Consider the following 15478-nt stretch of genomic DNA (forward strand, 5'->3'; position numbering starts at 1 on the left):
AAGGAGAGGTGCGCAGGTGAGACGACGAGAGGTCCGCGCCCCCGCCCCGCACCCCTCCGGAGCCCGGCCGCCCGCGGTGCCGGCCGACCTGGTGCCGGGCCACGTGGCCGTGATCATGGACGGCAACGGCCGGTGGGCCAAGCAGCGCGGCCTCCCGCGCACCGCCGGCCACGAGCGCGGCGAGGACTCCCTGTTCGACGTGGTCGAGGGCGCCATCCAGATCGGCGTGCGCGCGGTCTCGGCGTACGCCTTCTCGACCGAGAACTGGACCCGCTCGCCGGACGAGGTCCGGTTCCTCATGGGGTTCAACCGCGACGTGATCCGTCGGCGGCGCGACCAGATGCACGAGCTGGGTGTGCGCGTCCGGTGGGCGGGACGGCGTCCACGGCTGTGGCGCTCGGTCGTCGACGAGCTCCGCGTCGCCGAGGAGATGACGAAGGACAACGACGTCCTCACGTTGACCATGTGCGTCAACTACGGGGGCCGCGCCGAGCTGGCCGACGCGGCGCGCTCGATCGCCCGCGAGGCCGCGGCCGGGCGACTGGACCCGGACCGGGTGGGGGAGAAGACGCTCGCGAAGCACCTGTACGTGCCCGAGCTGCCGGACGCCGACATGGTGTGGCGGACGTCGGGGGAGCAGCGGCTGTCCAACTTCATGCTGTGGCAGGCGGCGTACTCGGAGATGGTCTTCACCGACGTGCTCTGGCCGGACGTCGACCGCCGCGACCTCTGGGCCGCGATCGAGACGTACGCCGGCCGCTCCCGGCGCTACGGCGGCGCGACCTGACCTGCCCCGACGCCCCGGCCGGCGTCGGGCGGCCGGACCTGCGGTGGGGGGCCGGGGACGGGCTCAGGCCCTCGCGGCGCACTCCGCGCAGGTGCCGAAGAGCTCGAGGGTGTGGGCGACGTCGGTGAAGCCGTGCTCGGACGCCACGGCGGACGTCCAGCGCTCGACGGCCGGCCCCTCGACCTCGACGGTGCGCCCGCAGCTGCGGCAGACCAGGTGGTGGTGGTGGGTCCCCGAGCAGCGGCGGTAGATCGCCTCGCCGTCCTCGGTGCGCAGCATGTCCACCTCGCCGGCCGCGGACAGGCGCTGCAGGGTGCGGTAGACCGTCGCCAGCCCGACGCGGTTGCCGCTGCGGCCGAGCAGCTCGTGGATCTCCTGCGCCGAGCGGAAGTCGTCGAACGACTCCAGCGCGTCGGCGACGGCGCGTCGCTGGCGGGTGGGTCGACCGGCGGAGGACGCCGAGGACTCGGCGTCAGTGCTCGTCATAGTGACCTCCGTGGGGGGCGTGTCGGTGCCCGTCATGAAGGTAGTCGACGTGGTCGCCGTGCTCGACCGCCGGATGGCCGCAGCCGTCGCCGTGCTCGTGGGTGTGCTCGTCGACGGCGTGGGCGCCGGCGGGCGCGGCGACCGGCAGGGTCTCGGCGGCGAACGGCACCCGCAGGGCGCGTCGCCGCCGCAGCCACACGCCGACCGGCCAGGTCAGCAGGAAGCCGGCCAGCGCGACCAGGACGATCGTCGGCCCCGGGGCGACCCGGGCCGAGAACGACAGGTACGCCGCCAGCAGCAGCCCGCCGAGCGCGGCGCCGAGGCCGAGCGCCATCGCGAGCCAGACCGTGCGGCGGAAGGAGCCCACGAGCTGCTGGGCCGTCGCGACGGGGATGATCATGAGCGCCGACACCAGCAGGAGCCCGACGGTGCGCATCGCGACGGTGACCGTGACGGCCGCCATCACGGCGACCAGCACGTTGTAGGCCCGCACCCGCAGCCCGGCCACGCGCGCGAACTCGGGGTCGTGGGTCACGGCGAACAGCTGCGGCAGCAGGCCGATCGCCACCACCACGATGACGGCGGCCAGCACCATCGTGAACCACACGTCCGCCACCGAGATCGTGGTGATCGCGCCGAAGAGGAACTCCTGCAGCCGGCTGGCCGACTCGCCGGCCACCCCGGTCACGAGGACGCCGCCGGCGAGGCCGCCGTAGAACAGCAGGGCGAGCGCGACGTCGCCCCCGGTGCGCCCGTACTCCCGGATCAGCTCGATCGCGACCGCCCCCAGCACGGCGACGACGACCGCCGTCCAGGTGGGGGAGGTCCCGGTGGCCAGGCCGAGCGCGACGCCGGTGACGGCGACGTGGCCGATCCCGTCGCCCATCAGCGCGAGGCGGCGCTGGACGAGGTAGATCCCGACCAGCGGGGCGGCCAGGCCGACGAACACCGCGGCGATCAGCGCCCGCTGCATGAACTCGTACGACAGCAGCTCGATCACGGCCGGCCCCCGAGGCGGTCGACGGGCGCGCCGAGGTGCGGGACGTGGTCGTCGCGCACCGGGCGGTCCCCGTCGTGGTGGTGGTGGTCGTGCGACGCCGAGGCGTGGGCGCCGGGCACGTCGGCGACGATGCGCCCCTCGCGGACGGTGACGGTGCGGTCGACCAGGGGCGCCAGCGGGCCCAGCTCGTGGGTGACGAGGACGACGGTCGCGCCGGCGGCGGACACGGTGCGCAGGGCGTCCGCCAGGGCCTGCTGGTTGGCGGCGTCGACGCCGGCGGTGGGCTCGTCGAGCACGTAGAGGTCCGGGCCGGACACCAGGGCGCGGGCGATCAGGACCCGCTGCTGCTGCCCGCCGGACAGGGTGGTCACGGGCTCGGTGGCGCGGTCGGCGAGGCCGACGACCTCCAGGGCCTCGCGGACGGCGTCCCGGTCCGCGCGCCGCAGAGGACGCAGCAGGGACCGGTGCACCAGGCGGCCCGAGGCCACCACCTCCCACACCGACGCCGGGACCCCGGACCCCGCGCCGGAGCGCTGCGGCACGTAGCCCACCCGCCGCCAGTCGGTGAAGCGCTGCTGCTCGACCCCGAACAGGCGAACGGAGCCGGTGGTGACCGGGCGCAGGCCGACCACGGCACGGATCAGCGTCGACTTGCCGGAGCCGTTGGCGCCGACGACGGCGACGAACTCGCCGCCACGGACCGTGAGGTCGACGTCGCGCAGCACGGGTCGCCCACCCAGCACGACACCGCCGCCGAGGACCTCGACGACGGTGCCGTGGGCGTCAGGAGCGGTCACCGACGACCGCGGGTCGGACCTCAACAGCCGTTCGCCGCCTGCAGGGCCTCGAGGTTGGAGCGCATGAGGGAAAGGTAGTCCTGGTCGGCGGTCTGGTCGCTCAGGCCCTCGATCGGGTCGAGCGTGCTCATCTCGACGCCGAGGTCGTCGGCGAGCGACTGCGCGGCCTCGGGGCTGGCCAGGGTCTCGGAGAACACGGTCGTCACGCCCTCGTCGCGGGCGAGCTCCTCGATCTCCGCGCGGGCCGCGGGGGTGGGCTCGGCGTCCGGGGTGAGGCCGGTGATGGCCTCGAAGGTGAGCCCGTACTTGCCGAGGTAGCCGAAGGCCCCGTGGTTGACGACGACGAGGTCCCGCTCGCACGAGGCCAGCCCGTCGGCGTACGCCGCGTCGAGGTCGGTCAGCTCCTCGCGCAGCGCGGCGGCGTTGTCGGCGTAGGTCCCGGCCCCCTCGGGGTCGATCTCGCCGAGCGACTCCGCCACCGCGTCGGCGAGGTCGGCCATGCGCATCGGGTCCTGCCAGAAGTGCGGGTCCAGGTCCCCGTGGTCGTGGTCCTCCTCCGAGGCGGGCCGGACCGTCAGGGTGCCGCCCGAGGACGCCGCGGCGTCCTCGTCGTGGGAGTGGCCGTCGTCCTCGGAGTGGCCGTGCTCGTCCTCGGAGTGCTCGTCCTCGGAGTGCTCGTCGGAGTGACCCTCCTCGGAGTGCTCCTCCTCGGAGTGCTCCTCGCCCTCGTGGGAGTGGTCGTGGCCGTCCTCCGCCTCCTCCGAGGCGGGGATCAGCTCGACGACGTCCGCGGCGTCGAGCGTCGCCGAGGGACCGTTCTCCTCGACGGCCGCGTCGACGGCGACCTGGAACCCGGACTCGAAGACGACGAGGTCGGCGTCGGTGATCTCGGCGGTCTCGCCGATGCCGAGCTCGAGGTCGTGCGGCTCGGCGCCGGGCGTGGTCAGGTTCGCCACGTCGGCCCGGTCGCCCGCGACCTGCTCGGTGGCCCACGCCAGGGGGTAGAACGCGGCGACCACCTGCGGGCTGCCGTCGGACGCGGCGGCCGCGCCGTCGTCGGCGCCGGTCAGGGCGCCGCAGCCCGAGAGGGTCAGGACGGCGCAGAGCCCGAGGGCGGCCGGGGCGAGCAGGCGGGAGCGGGGACGACGAGGCATGACAACGATTCTCAACGCGACTGAGAATCGGTGTCAAACCGGCGTCTGGGAGGCTGGCCCGGTGCTCGTGGTCACCAGGTTCCGGGTCGCCGACGCCGACGTCCCCGCCTTCCGCGCGGACGTCGAGGCGGCCCACGCGCTGCTCGCCGCCCGCCCCGGCTACGTCGGCGGGGAGGTGGGCCGCAACGTCGACGAGCCGGACCTCTGGGTCCTGTCCACGCGGTGGGTGCACGTCGGCGCCTACCGCCGCGCCCTGTCGTCGTACGACGTCAAGCTCGGCGCCGTCCCGCTGCTGTCGCGGGCCCTCGACGAGCCCAGTGCGTACGAGGTGCTGGAGCCCGGAGGCGCGGGGAACGACCACGGAGCCCGCTCGCTAGGCTGAACCCTTGCGCGTCCGGCAGCCGGTCGGACGCCGAGACCCAGGAGCGAACCCCGTGGCCAAGCCGCCTCCCAGCACCCTCGACCAGGTCGTCTCCCTCGCCAAGCGGCGGGGATTCGTGTACCCCTGCGGCGAGATCTACGGCGGCACGAAGTCGGCCTGGGACTACGGCCCGCTGGGCGTCGAGCTGAAGGAGAACATCAAGCGCCAGTGGTGGCGCTCGATGGTCCACTCGCGCGACGACGTGGTCGGTCTGGACTCCTCGGTCATCCTCCCGACCCGCACCTGGGAGGCCAGCGGCCACCTCAAGACGTTCTCCGACCCGCTGGTCGAGTGCCAGTCCTGCCACAAGCGGTTCCGCGAGGACCACCTGCAGGAGGAGTACGCCGGCCGCAAGGGCTCCGAGGACAACCCGATCGACCCCGACTCGGTGGACATCAACGAGCTGGTGCCCTGCCCGAACTGCGGCACGCGCGCGGCGTGGACCGAGCCGCGGCAGTTCAACATGATGCTGAAGACCTACCTCGGCGTCATCGAGGACGAGTCCGGGCTGCACTACCTGCGCCCCGAGACCGCCCAGGGCATCTTCCTGAACTTCGCGAACGTGGTGACCTCGAGCCGCCAAAAGCCGCCCTTCGGCATCGCCCAGATGGGCAAGAGCTTCCGCAACGAGATCACGCCGGGCAACTTCATCTTCCGCACCCGCGAGTTCGAGCAGATGGAGATGGAGTACTTCGTCAAGCCCGGGGAGGACGAGGAGCTGCACCAGCACTGGATCGACACCCGGACCGCCTGGTACACCGACCTCGGCATCGACCCGGCGAACATCCGCCACTTCGAGCACCCGAAGGAGAAGCTCTCCCACTACTCGAAGCGCACGGTCGACATCGAGTACCGCTTCGGCTTCTCCGAGCGCGACTTCGAGGAGCTCGAGGGCATCGCGAACCGCACCGACTTCGACCTCACCCAGCACAGCGAGTACTCGGGCCAGGACCTGTCGTACTTCGACCAGGCCGCCGGCGAGCGCTACGTCCCGTACGTGATCGAGCCCGCGGCCGGTCTCACCCGCTCGCTGATGGCCTTCCTCATCGACGCGTTCCACGTCGACGAGGCGCCGAACACCAAGGGTGGCGTCGACAAGCGGACCGTGCTGCGCCTCGACCCGCGTCTCGCGCCGATCAAGGTCGCGGTGCTGCCGCTGTCGCGCAACGCCGACCTGTCCCCGAAGGCCCGCGCCCTCGCGACGGAGCTGCGCCGGACCTGGAACGTCGACTTCGACGACTCCGGGGCGATCGGCCGCCGCTACCGCCGCCAGGACGAGGTCGGGACGCCGTACTGCGTGACGGTCGACTTCGAGACGCTCGAGGACGGCGCCGTCACGGTGCGCGAGCGCGACACGATGACGCAGGAGCGCGTCAGCCTCGAGGGCATCTCGGCGTACTTCGCCACGCGCCTGCTCGGCTGCTGAACACCCACGGAGAGGCATCCGCTGCGCCATGATCACCCGTGTGACCCGACGCCCGACCCTGCCCCGGACCACCCCGCGCGCGGCCCTCGCCGCCGCCGGGGTGCTGCTCGCCGCGAGCGCGCTCGCGGGGTGCTCCTCGTCGGACTCCGAGCCCGGGGACGAGGCGCCCGCGGGTGGCTCGACCGAGGTCCCCAGCCTCGACCAGGCGGCCGAGGTGTACCCCGAGGTCCCCGGTGCGCCCGAGCTCACGCCACCCGGCACGGAGCTCGCGTTCGGCGACGAGGCCGAGGTGGCATGGCAGCCGCGCGAGGGCACCGTCGGCGCGCTGAAGATGAAGGTCATCGGCGTCGAGGAGCGTTCGCTCGACGAGTTCTCCGCCTTCGAGATGAACCGGGCGGTGAGCCAGTCACGGCCCTACTTCGTGACCGTGCGTGCCGAGAACGTCGGCGAGACCGAGCTGGGTGGCGTGGGCATCCCGCTGTACCTGCTGGACAGCCGCGACACCCTCGTCGAGCGGTCGGTGTTCGGCAGCGAGTTCACCCCGTGCCCCAGCGAGGAGCTGCCCCGCCGCTTCGGCGAGGGCGACGTGACGAAGACGTGCCTGGTCTTCCTGGCACCCCGCGGCAGCGAGGCGGAGGCCGTCAGCTTCCGCCCCACCGAGGAGTTCGACCCGATCACGTGGACCGGGGAGATCACCCCGCCCGCGCAGCCCGAGGATCGCCGGCGCGGTGGGCAGCAGGACGGCGGCCGGGGCGGCCAGCAGGGCGGTCAGCAGGGCGCTCAGCAGGGCCGGCAGGGCGGCGGTGGCGGGGGCGACGGTCGATGACGGCCGCCGTGACCCCGCACCCCGGCCTCGACGTCGGTCGGCTGCACCTCGACGTGCCGGTGGTGCTGGCCCCCATGGCCGGCGTGACCAACGCGGCGTACCGCCGCCTGTGCGCCGAGCAGGGCGCCGGGCTGTACGTCTGCGAGATGATCACCTCCCGCGGCATCGTCGAGCGCGACGAGCACACGATGCGGATGCTGGTCTTCGACGAGGTCGAGACCACCCGGTCGGTGCAGCTCTACGGGACCGACCCCGTCTACATGGGCAAGGCGGCGGAGATCCTCTGCGCCGAGCACGGCGTCGACCACGTCGACCTGAACTTCGGCTGCCCCGTGCCCAAGGTCACCCGCAAGGGCGGGGGCGGGGCGCTGCCGTGGAAGCGCGGCCTGCTCGCCGAGATCCTCGACGCGGTCGTCGCGGCCTGCGAGCCGTACGGCGTGCCGGTGACCATGAAGACGAGGCTCGGGCTGGACCGCGACCACCTCACGTACGCCGACGCCGGCCGGATCGCGCAGGAGTCCGGCTGTGCGGCGATCGCGCTCCACGGGCGCACCGTCGAGCAGTCCTACTCGGGCGAGGCGGACTGGGAGCCCATCGGCGAGCTCGTCGCCGACCTCGACATCCCCGTCCTCGGCAACGGCGACGTCTGGGAGGCGGACGACGCCCTGCGGATGGTGGCGACCACCGGGGCCGCCGGCGTCGTCGTCGGCCGGGGCTGCCTCGGCCGTCCGTGGCTGTTCGCCGACCTGGCCGCCGCCTTCACCGGGGCGCCCCGCCCGCCGCTGCCGACGCTGGGCGAGGTGGCCGCGATGATGCGCCGGCACGCCGAGCTGCTCGGCGGGCTGATGGGGGAGGAGCGCGGCTGCGTCGAGCTCCGCAAGCACGTCTCCTGGTACCTCAAGGGTTTCCCGGCGGGCGGCGAGCTGCGTCGCTCGCTCGCCACCGTCAGCTCGCTCGCGGCGCTCGACGACCTGCTGGCGCAGCTCGACCCGACGGCGCCGTACCCGGTCTCCGAGCTAGGGTCGCCGCGCGGGCGCCAGGGCTCCCCGCGCCGCAGGGTCGCGCTCCCCGAGGGCTGGCTGGACGACGCCGACGGCGCCGGGACGGGGGTCGCCGAGGACGCGGGGGAGACCTCGGGAGGCTGAGGCCGCGGCCTCCCCGGGCCCCCGGGGTGGACCACACAGGGCCCTCCGTGGCCCCTCCGTGCGCCTGAGGTGGCCCGGGTCACGCCATCCGGGTGCGATTGGGAGCGCCCAGGTGGTATGTGCTTGACTGCTGGCCGCTGTCCGGGTCCTCCCCCATGCTCGTCGCCCGGCCGTCCCCCGTCAGCAACAGCAGAGGAAACCGCGCTGTGGCAAAGCCCCGCCCGAAGCACCGTGCTGCCAAGCACCGCGCCGAGAAGCCCCGCCCGACCCGAGCCGCCGGGACCGCCCTTGTCGCCGCCCCCGTCGCCGCGACCGTGACGGTCGGCGCCATCGGCGTCGGCCTGTCGACCGGCGCCGCCGACGACACCCGCGTCGTGGTCAGCGAGGCCAGCGGGTTCGAGACGATCGGCGAGCGCGAGGTCGGCACCAGCCGCTCCGGCGAGCGTGAGGCCGAGGCGCCCGAGACGACCGCCGCCGAGGAGCAGGCGGCCCGGGCCGCGCGGGCGGCGGAGCGCCAGCAGGAGCAGCGCGAGGCCGAGCAGGCCGAGACCCTGCAGGCCGTCCGCCAGGCCGACGACCAGCTGTGGACCACCACCGAGCTGAACATCTGGACGGACTCCGAGGAGGCCGGGGCCGAGCAGCTCGGCGTACTCGACAGCGCGAAGAAGGTGCTGGTCACGGGCCGCTCCGAGGACGGCCGCGAGGAGATCGTCCTCGACGGGCAGTCCCGCTGGGTGACCGCCGGCTACCTGTCGGCCGAGAAGCCCGCGGAGACCGGGCTCGACGTCGAGTGCACCAACGGCACGACCTACGCCACCCCGGTCAGCCAGAACATCGTCGACGTCCACCGCGTGGTGTGCGGCAACTTCCCCGAGATCAGCACGTACGGGACGCTGCGCAGCGACGGCGAGCACGCCCAGGGCATCGCGATGGACATCATGGTGTCCGGCGACCGCGGCTGGGAGGTCGCGAACTTCCTCCAGGCCAACGCGGCCGAGCTGGGCATCAACTACCTCATCTACTCCCAGCAGATCTGGTCGGTGGAGCGCAGCGGCGAGGGCTGGCGGGGCATGGAGGACCGCGGGTCCACCACGGCCAACCACTACGACCACGTGCACGTCACGACCTACTGAGGCGGGCCGGTAGCGTCCCGCCGGTGGACCTCGACGCGTCGTACGACTCCCGTGCGCGCGAGCGTCTCGTCGGCGAGCCGCCGAAGCGGGTCGACTCCCCGGACCGCACCGCCTTCGAGCGCGACCGCGCCCGCCTCGTCCACGCCGCCTCGACGCGGCGGCTAGCGGCCAAGACGCAGGTCGTCGGACCGGGCACCGACGACTTCGTCCGCAACCGGCTGACCCACAGCCTCGAGGTCGCGCAGATCTCCCGCGACCTGGCCCGGGCGCTGGGGTGCCACCCGGACGTCGCCGAGTCCGCCGCGCTCGCGCACGACCTCGGCCACCCGCCGTTCGGCCACAACGGGGAGCGGCTGCTCGCCGAGGTGGGCGGCGCCTGCGGAGGTTTCGAGGGGAACGCCCAGACCTGGCGGCTGCTGACCCGGCTGGAGTCGAAGACCGTGCGCCCCGACGGCCGGTCGGCCGGGCTCAACCTCAGCCGCGCTGTGCTCGACGCCTGCACGAAGTACCCCTGGACCCGCGACGAGGCCCTGGCGACGGGGCTGCGGCCCGGTGGCGCCCACGGCGACGGGTCGCCGCGCGTCGTCGTCAAGTTCGGTGTCTACGACGACGACGTCGACGTGTTCACCTGGATGCGGGACGGCGTCGACGGCCGGCGCCAGTGCGTCGAGGCGCAGGTCATGGACCTCGCCGACGACGTCGCCTACTCGGTCCACGACGTCGAGGACGGCGTGGTGGCGGGCCGGGTGGACCTCGCCGAGGTCCGCGCCGACCCCTCCGCGGTCTGGGAGACGGTCCGGTCGTGGTACCTGCCCGACGCCGACGACGCGGCGCTCGACGCGGCGCTGGACGGTCTCGCCGGGGTCGCCGGCTGGCCCGCCGGCCCGTACGACGGGTCGCGGGCCGGGCTGGCCGCGCTCAAGAACCTGACCAGCGACCTCATCGGACGCTTCTGCCACGCGGTGCAGAGCGCGACCGTGGCCGCCGCCGGCTCAGGCCCCCTCGTGCGCCACGCCGGCGACATCGTCGTCCCCGACGCCACCGCCACCGAGATCGCGGTCCTCAAGGGGGTCGCGGCGCACTACGTGATGCGGGCCGACGACCGGGTCGCGCTCATGGCCCGCGAGCGCGAGCTCCTCGCCGAGCTGGTGGCCGCGATGCTGGAGCGCGGACCGGACGCCCTCGACGTCCCGTTCGCGGACGACTGGCGCGCCGCCGGCGACGACGCGTCGCGGCTGCGGGTCGTCCTCGACCAGGTCGCCTCCCTCACGGACGCCAGTGCGCTGGCCCGGCACCGGGCGCTCGTCGGGTTCTCCTAGGCTGACGCGGGTGAGTGGATCCGACCCCCTGGTGTGGCTGCCCTTCGACCCCGCCGAGCTCGGCGAGCTGCCCGAGGGGCTGCGCTACGAACGGGTCGACCCCGTGCGCGACGAGCTCCCGGCCTCGAAGGACGAGGTGCGGTTCCTCGTGCCGAACTACCAGCTCGGCGGCCGCATCGGGCCGTTCCTCGCCCAGCTCCCCGCGCTCGAGGTGGTCCAGACCCAGACCGCGGGCGTGGACGACGTCCGCCCCCACGTGCCCGAGGGCGTCACCCTGTGCAACGGCCGCGGCATCCACGACGCGTCCACCGCCGAGCTCGCGGTGACCCTGACGCTGTCGGTGCTCCGCGGCATCCCCGGCTTCACCCGCGACCAGGACCGCGCGGAGTGGAACCACGGCTGGCGCCGCTCGCTCGCGGACCGCCGGGTCATGATCCTCGGCTACGGCAGCATCGGCGCCGCCGTCGAGGCGCGCCTGACGCCGTTCGAGTGCGAGGTCGTCCGCGTCGCCCGCTCCGCCCGTGAGGGCGTGCACGCCTTCACCGAGCTGCCGGACCTCCTCAGCGACGTCGACGTGGTGGTCGTGATCGTCCCGCTCACCGACGAGACCCGCGGCCTGGTGGACGCCGACTTCCTCGGCCGGCTCCCGGACGACGCCCTGGTCGTCAACGTCGCCCGCGGGCCCGTCATCGACACCGACGCCCTGCTCGCGGAGCTGCACGCCGAGCGGCTGCACGCCGCGCTCGACGTCTTCGACACCGAGCCGCTGCCGTCGGACCACCCGCTGTGGACGGCGCCGAACGTGCTGATGACCCCGCACGTCGGCGGCACCAGCAGCGCCATGCAGCCCCGTGCGTACGCCCTCATCCGCGCCCAGCTCGCCCGCTTCGCCGCGGGGGAGCCGCTCGAGAACGTCATGACCGGGGCCTACTGACGCCGCGCCCACGACGACGGAGCACCCCTGGGGACAGCGCCGACGGGCCGTCGACGGCCCGCCGTAGGGTTGCGGTGTGGCAGGGAGGTTCCGCGAGGACGACATCGCCGAGGTGCGCGAGAAGGTCCGCATCGAGGAAGTCGTCTCCTCGTACGTGACCCTCCGCAACGCCGGTGGTGGCTCGCTGAAGGGGTTGTGCCCGTTCCACGACGAGAAGACCCCGTCCTTCAACGTCAACCCGTCGCGGGGCTACTACCACTGCTTCGGCTGCGGCGAGGGCGGTGACGCGATCGCCTTCGTGCAGAAGATGGACGGCCTGAGCTTCGTGGAGGCGCTCGAGCGGCTGGCCGACATGACCGGCGTCCAGCTCCGCCGGGAGGAGGGGGACGACGAGCCGCGCGGCCCGCGCGGCCCCGGCCGGCAGCGCCTCGTGGAGGCCCACACGGTCGCCGAGACGTTCTACCGCGAGCAGCTGGGAGGCCCCGACGCCCTGGAGGCGCGGCGCTTCCTCGCCTCGCGGGGGTTCGACCAGGCCGCCGCGGAGCAGTTCGGCGTCGGCTTCGCCCCCCGTGACGGCGACGCCCTGCTGCGCCACCTGCGGGGTCGCCGGTTCACCGACGAGGAGTCGGTCGCGGCCGGGCTCGTCGCCCAGGGCCGGTCGGCGTACGACCGGTTCCGGGGCCGACTGCTGTGGCCGATCCGCGACGCGGGCGGCGACACCGTCGGGTTCGGCGCCCGGCGCATCTTCGACGACGACCGGATCGACGCGAAGTACCTGAACACCCCCGAGACCGCCCTCTACAAGAAGAGCCGGGTGCTCTACGGCCTCGACCTCGCCCGCAAGGCCATCGGGCTGCACTCCCAGGCCGTGATCGTCGAGGGCTACACCGACGTGATGGCGTGCCACCTCGCCGGCGTCCCGACGGCGATCGCCACGTGCGGCACCGCCTTCGGCGAGGACCACACGAAGATGCTGCGCCGCTTCCTGCACGACCACGACGAGTTCAAGGGCGAGGTGATCTTCACCTTCGACGGCGACGAGGCCGGCCAGCGTGCCGCGGTGAAGGCGTTCTCGCTGGACCAGAACTTCGTGTCCCAGACGTACGTCGCGGTGGAGCGCGAGGGCCGCGACCCCTGCGACCTGCGCCTGGCCGAGGGCGACGAGGCGGTCCGCGACCTCGTCGCGACGCGCACCCCGCTCTACCGGTTCGTGCTCGGCAACGTCGTCGGCCGCTACGACCTCGACCGCGCGGACGGTCGCGTCGACGCCCTGCGCGAGGCCGCCGGCCTGGTGACGAGCATCCGCGACCGGTCCAAGGTCGACGCGTTCGTCCGCGAGCTGGCGCAGATGGTCGGCGTGGACCCCGAGGAGGCCCGCACCCAGGTCAAGCGGGCCTCGGCGAAGGACGAGCGCGACCGGCAGCCCGCACGCCCGGCACCCGGCCGTGACCTCGCCCCGGACGCCGGGGGGTCGGCGCCCGCCGCCCGGCAGCAGGCCCCCCGGCCCGACCTGCGTGACCCCCGCTTCGCCCTCGAGCGCGAGACGCTCAAGCTCGTCGTGCAGCACCCGGGCGTCCTCGGACGGACCGTGGACGACCTCGACGCCGACGACTTCACGCACCCGACCTACCGCGGCGTGTGGGACGCCGTCGCGGCGAGCGGCGGCGCCCGGGCCGGGGCGGGTGACGCCGCCTGGGCCTCGCGCCTGGCCGAGGCGGCGACCGACCCGGAGGCCCGCGCCGCGGTCAGCGCCCTGTCGGTCGAGCGGATCCCCAGCGCGGGCGACCCCGACGCGGCGTACGCCGGCGCCCACGTGACCAAGCTGCAGGAGCTCACCGTCCTGCGGCGCATCCAGACCCTGAAGTCCCGTCTGCAGCGCACGAACCCCGTGGAGCAGCAGGCGGACTACAACCGGATGTTCGGCGAGCTGGTGGCTCTCGAGCAGCAGCGCCGGTCGCTGCGCGACCGACTGGTGGCGGACGACTCGTGAGTCTCTGGTCCCGTCTGCGCCCCGGCGCCCGCGAGCGGGCCCCGCAGGTGCCCAGCGCCGCGGGGGAGCGGGTGCTCGCCTGGGCGCGCACGATCGACGGCGAGGTCGTCGCCGGCACCCGTGACGCGCTGCACCTGCCCGGCGACCGCCGACTGCCCTGGGAGCGGGTCGAGACCGCCGACTGGGACGAGGAGTCCGGCACGCTGCACGTGGTCGAGGTGGGGGACCCGGCCACCCGCGGCGAGCACCGGTACGTCCTGGAGGACGTCGGTCTGCTGCTGTCCCTCGTCCGCGAGCGGGTCACCGCCAGCATCGTCCTGCAGCGCCACGTCGCGGTGCGGGGACGTCGGGGCTTCTTCGTCATCGCGCGACGCGCCCCGGCCGGGGAGCGGGAGGTCACCTGGGCCCTGCGCCACGACGCCGGCGTCGACCCGGCGGACCCCGAGGTGCGCCGCGCGGCCGCGGACGCCCTCGAGCGTGCCCGCGGCGACATCGGCGCCGATTGACCGGCGCGGTGAGCGGGTCCCGAGTGGTGGCGCGTCCGGGCCGGTTGCTACTGTTGCCCGCGCTGCCACGGCAGTGTCTGCGTCACCGCAGAGCGATCCCCTGTAGCTCAATTGGCAGAGCATTCGGCTGTTAACCGGAGGGTTGCTGGTTCGAGTCCAGCCGGGGGAGCCATCCGTCCCGGGCGCGTCGACGCCCGGGACCGTACCTAGGCTGACCGGCGTGACCGCCTCTCGCAGCGACTGGGAACGACGGACCGAGTGGGCACTCATCGTGGCCGCGCTGGTCTTCCTCGCGGCGTACGCCTGGCCCATCCTCGACCCGGACCTGCCGGCGGAGTGGCGCCGGGCCGCCGCGCTCGTCGTCACGGCGGTCTGGGTGCTGTTCGGTGTCGACTACCTCGTCCGCCTGCTCGGGTCCGGCGACCGGCGCCGGTGGTTCCTGCGGCACCTGCCTGACCTCGCCATCCTCCTGCTCCCCATGCTCCGCCCGCTGCAGCTGCTGCGGCTGGTGACCCTCGTCCAGGTGCTCAACCGCTCCGCGGCCGGCCGGCTGCGGGGTCGCGTCGCGCTGTACGTCGTCTCCGGCGCGGTCCTCCTCGGCGCGGTCGCCGCGCTCGCCGTCCTCGACGCCGAGCGGGGGGCGCCCGGTGCCCTCATCACGACCTACCCGGACGCCCTGTGGTGGGCCGCAGCGACCATGTCGACGGTGGGTTACGGCGACGTGTACCCCGTCACCGCCGCGGGCCGGGTGGTCGGCGTGCTGCTCATGATCGGTGGCGTCACCCTGCTCGGCACGGTGACCGCCACCCTGGCCTCCTGGCTGGTGGGCGCCGTCCGGGAGGAGACCGACGAGTCCACCCGGGAGATCGAGGCGCTCCGCGCCGAGGTGCGGAGCCTGACGGAGCGTCTCGCTGACCGTGACGGGAGTGACGGCAGGGACTCCTGAGGCGTTTTCACGACCGAGCGGCCGACAAGAGTGGCAGGTCAGCAGGGGTGTCGCTGACTTTTGCGCTTTTCCTGCAGCTTCCCTGAGCACACCTCACGATTTCTCTCGAGTCCGATCCCGCGGACCGCCCCCCGAAGCCCGGAGAAGTCGTCCCATGTCCCTTCCCTCCCGCACCAGCACCCGCGGCTCCCGAACCGGCCGCACCCGCCGTCTGCTCGCCGCCACCAGCGCCGCGCTCGTGGTCGCTGCCGGGATCGTCGCGACCCCTGCCGCGGCGACCGGAGTGACCGCCACCGGCACCGTCGGCACGGCGTCGCCCGTGGCGACCCGCGCATCCGAGCCGGGTGTCGCCGAGAGCGACTGGACGCTGCTCGACTCCGAGGAGTTCACCTCCTTCGACCGCAGCCGGTGGCACGTCTACGACACCCGCTCGAACGGCGACGCCTCGCACGTGTTCCGTCCGTGGCGGGCGAAGGTCCGGCAGGGGGCGCTGCAGCTGAGCAGCGGGATGGGCAAGAACGGCGTCTGGTCGTCGGGCACGGTCGGCGGCTGGGGTTGGCAGGCCGCGACGCTGCGTGAGGGCCGGGTCGACATGCGGGTGCGGACCT

16 protein-coding genes and 1 tRNA gene are annotated in these 15478 nt (G+C 73.8%); 13 read left to right on the plus strand and 4 right to left on the minus strand.

All coding sequences use genetic code 11. The features are described 5' to 3' along the window. Positions 1 to 16 precede the first annotated feature (16 nt). Complete coding sequence (locus tag MJ876_RS18175; protein ID WP_240238589.1) at positions 17 to 787, plus strand: isoprenyl transferase; 771 nt, start codon at positions 17 to 19, stop codon at positions 785 to 787. A gap of 63 nt (positions 788 to 850) precedes the next feature. Here the strand turns inward: MJ876_RS18175 and MJ876_RS18180 are convergent, their stop codons facing one another. Genes MJ876_RS18180 through MJ876_RS18195 form a run of 4 tightly spaced genes read right to left on the minus strand, consistent with a single transcriptional unit; the run spans position 851 to position 4224 of the window. After that, entirely contained in the window at positions 851 to 1273 is a 423-nt protein-coding gene (locus tag MJ876_RS18180; protein WP_240238591.1) for a Fur family transcriptional regulator, read from the minus strand. Next, complete coding sequence (locus tag MJ876_RS18185) at positions 1260 to 2273, minus strand: metal ABC transporter permease (RefSeq protein ID WP_308192623.1); 1014 nt, start codon at positions 2271 to 2273, stop codon at positions 1260 to 1262. Before MJ876_RS18185 ends, MJ876_RS18180 begins: the two co-directional genes overlap by 14 nt. Further along, positions 2270 to 3070, minus strand: a complete 801-nt coding sequence (locus MJ876_RS18190) for a metal ABC transporter ATP-binding protein (protein ID WP_240238593.1) — start codon at positions 3068 to 3070, stop codon at positions 2270 to 2272. The genes MJ876_RS18185 and MJ876_RS18190 overlap by 4 nt, the downstream gene beginning before the upstream one ends. 20 nt (positions 3071 to 3090) lie before the next feature. After that, positions 3091 to 4224 carry a metal ABC transporter substrate-binding protein gene (locus MJ876_RS18195; RefSeq protein WP_240238595.1) on the minus strand — a complete coding sequence of 378 codons (1134 nt, stop codon included), beginning with the start codon at positions 4222 to 4224 and terminating at the stop codon, positions 3091 to 3093. A 61-nt stretch (positions 4225 to 4285) separates the two neighbouring features. Here MJ876_RS18195 and MJ876_RS18200 point away from each other — a divergent pair, with 61 nt between their 5' ends. From MJ876_RS18200 to MJ876_RS18255, 12 genes are all read left to right on the plus strand, one after another. Then, entirely contained in the window at positions 4286 to 4606 is a 321-nt protein-coding gene (locus tag MJ876_RS18200) for an antibiotic biosynthesis monooxygenase family protein (protein WP_240238597.1), read from the plus strand. Between the two features lie 52 nt (positions 4607 to 4658). Continuing rightward, on the plus strand, positions 4659 to 6071 hold the full coding sequence (locus tag MJ876_RS18205; protein WP_240238599.1) for a glycine--tRNA ligase: 1413 nt from the start codon (positions 4659 to 4661) through the stop codon (positions 6069 to 6071). A gap of 40 nt (positions 6072 to 6111) precedes the next feature. Next, on the plus strand, positions 6112 to 6897 hold the full coding sequence (locus MJ876_RS18210; protein ID WP_240238601.1) for a hypothetical protein: 786 nt from the start codon (positions 6112 to 6114) through the stop codon (positions 6895 to 6897). Further along, positions 6894 to 8042 carry a tRNA dihydrouridine synthase DusB gene (dusB, locus tag MJ876_RS18215; protein ID WP_240238602.1) on the plus strand — a complete coding sequence of 383 codons (1149 nt, stop codon included), beginning with the start codon at positions 6894 to 6896 and terminating at the stop codon, positions 8040 to 8042. Before MJ876_RS18210 ends, dusB begins: the two co-directional genes overlap by 4 nt. A gap of 206 nt (positions 8043 to 8248) precedes the next feature. Next, a complete protein-coding gene (locus MJ876_RS18220; RefSeq protein ID WP_240238604.1) occupies positions 8249 to 9175 on the plus strand; it encodes a hypothetical protein in 927 nt (308 codons plus the stop codon). 23 nt (positions 9176 to 9198) lie between these two features. Further along, positions 9199 to 10494 (plus strand): deoxyguanosinetriphosphate triphosphohydrolase, encoded by a 1296-nt coding sequence (locus MJ876_RS18225; RefSeq protein WP_240238606.1) that lies wholly within the window; start codon positions 9199 to 9201, stop codon positions 10492 to 10494. Positions 10495 to 10504: 10 nt separating this feature from the next. Then, on the plus strand, positions 10505 to 11428 hold the full coding sequence (locus MJ876_RS18230) for a 2-hydroxyacid dehydrogenase (protein WP_240238608.1): 924 nt from the start codon (positions 10505 to 10507) through the stop codon (positions 11426 to 11428). Between the two features lie 76 nt (positions 11429 to 11504). Then, on the plus strand, positions 11505 to 13418 hold the full coding sequence (gene dnaG, locus MJ876_RS18235; protein ID WP_240238609.1) for a DNA primase: 1914 nt from the start codon (positions 11505 to 11507) through the stop codon (positions 13416 to 13418). Then, positions 13415 to 13924 carry a hypothetical protein gene (locus tag MJ876_RS18240; RefSeq protein ID WP_240238610.1) on the plus strand — a complete coding sequence of 170 codons (510 nt, stop codon included), beginning with the start codon at positions 13415 to 13417 and terminating at the stop codon, positions 13922 to 13924. The genes dnaG and MJ876_RS18240 overlap by 4 nt, the downstream gene beginning before the upstream one ends. A gap of 96 nt (positions 13925 to 14020) precedes the next feature. Continuing rightward, positions 14021 to 14096 (plus strand) — tRNA-Asn (locus tag MJ876_RS18245). 48 nt (positions 14097 to 14144) lie between these two features. Then, on the plus strand, positions 14145 to 14870 hold the full coding sequence (locus MJ876_RS22370; protein ID WP_240238611.1) for a potassium channel family protein: 726 nt from the start codon (positions 14145 to 14147) through the stop codon (positions 14868 to 14870). A 154-nt stretch (positions 14871 to 15024) separates the two neighbouring features. Then, the coding region (locus MJ876_RS18255; RefSeq protein ID WP_240238612.1) for a hypothetical protein at positions 15025 to 15478 on the plus strand (454 nt) is incomplete at its 3' end.

The organism is Nocardioides sp. CFH 31398, assembly GCF_022436705.1.
Taxonomy (GTDB): domain Bacteria; phylum Actinomycetota; class Actinomycetes; order Propionibacteriales; family Nocardioidaceae; genus Nocardioides.

What these genes read in the sequence shown, in the direction of transcription:
- MJ876_RS18180 (WP_240238591.1), bottom strand. Translation starts at nt 1,273, where the DNA reads ATGACGAGCACTGACGCCGAGTCCTCGGCGTCCTCCGCCGGTCGACCC.
- MJ876_RS18195 (WP_240238595.1), bottom strand. Translation starts at nt 4,224, where the DNA reads ATGCCTCGTCGTCCCCGCTCCCGCCTGCTCGCCCCGGCCGCCCTCGGG.
- dusB (WP_240238602.1), top strand. Translation starts at nt 6,894, where the DNA reads ATGACGGCCGCCGTGACCCCGCACCCCGGCCTCGACGTCGGTCGGCTG.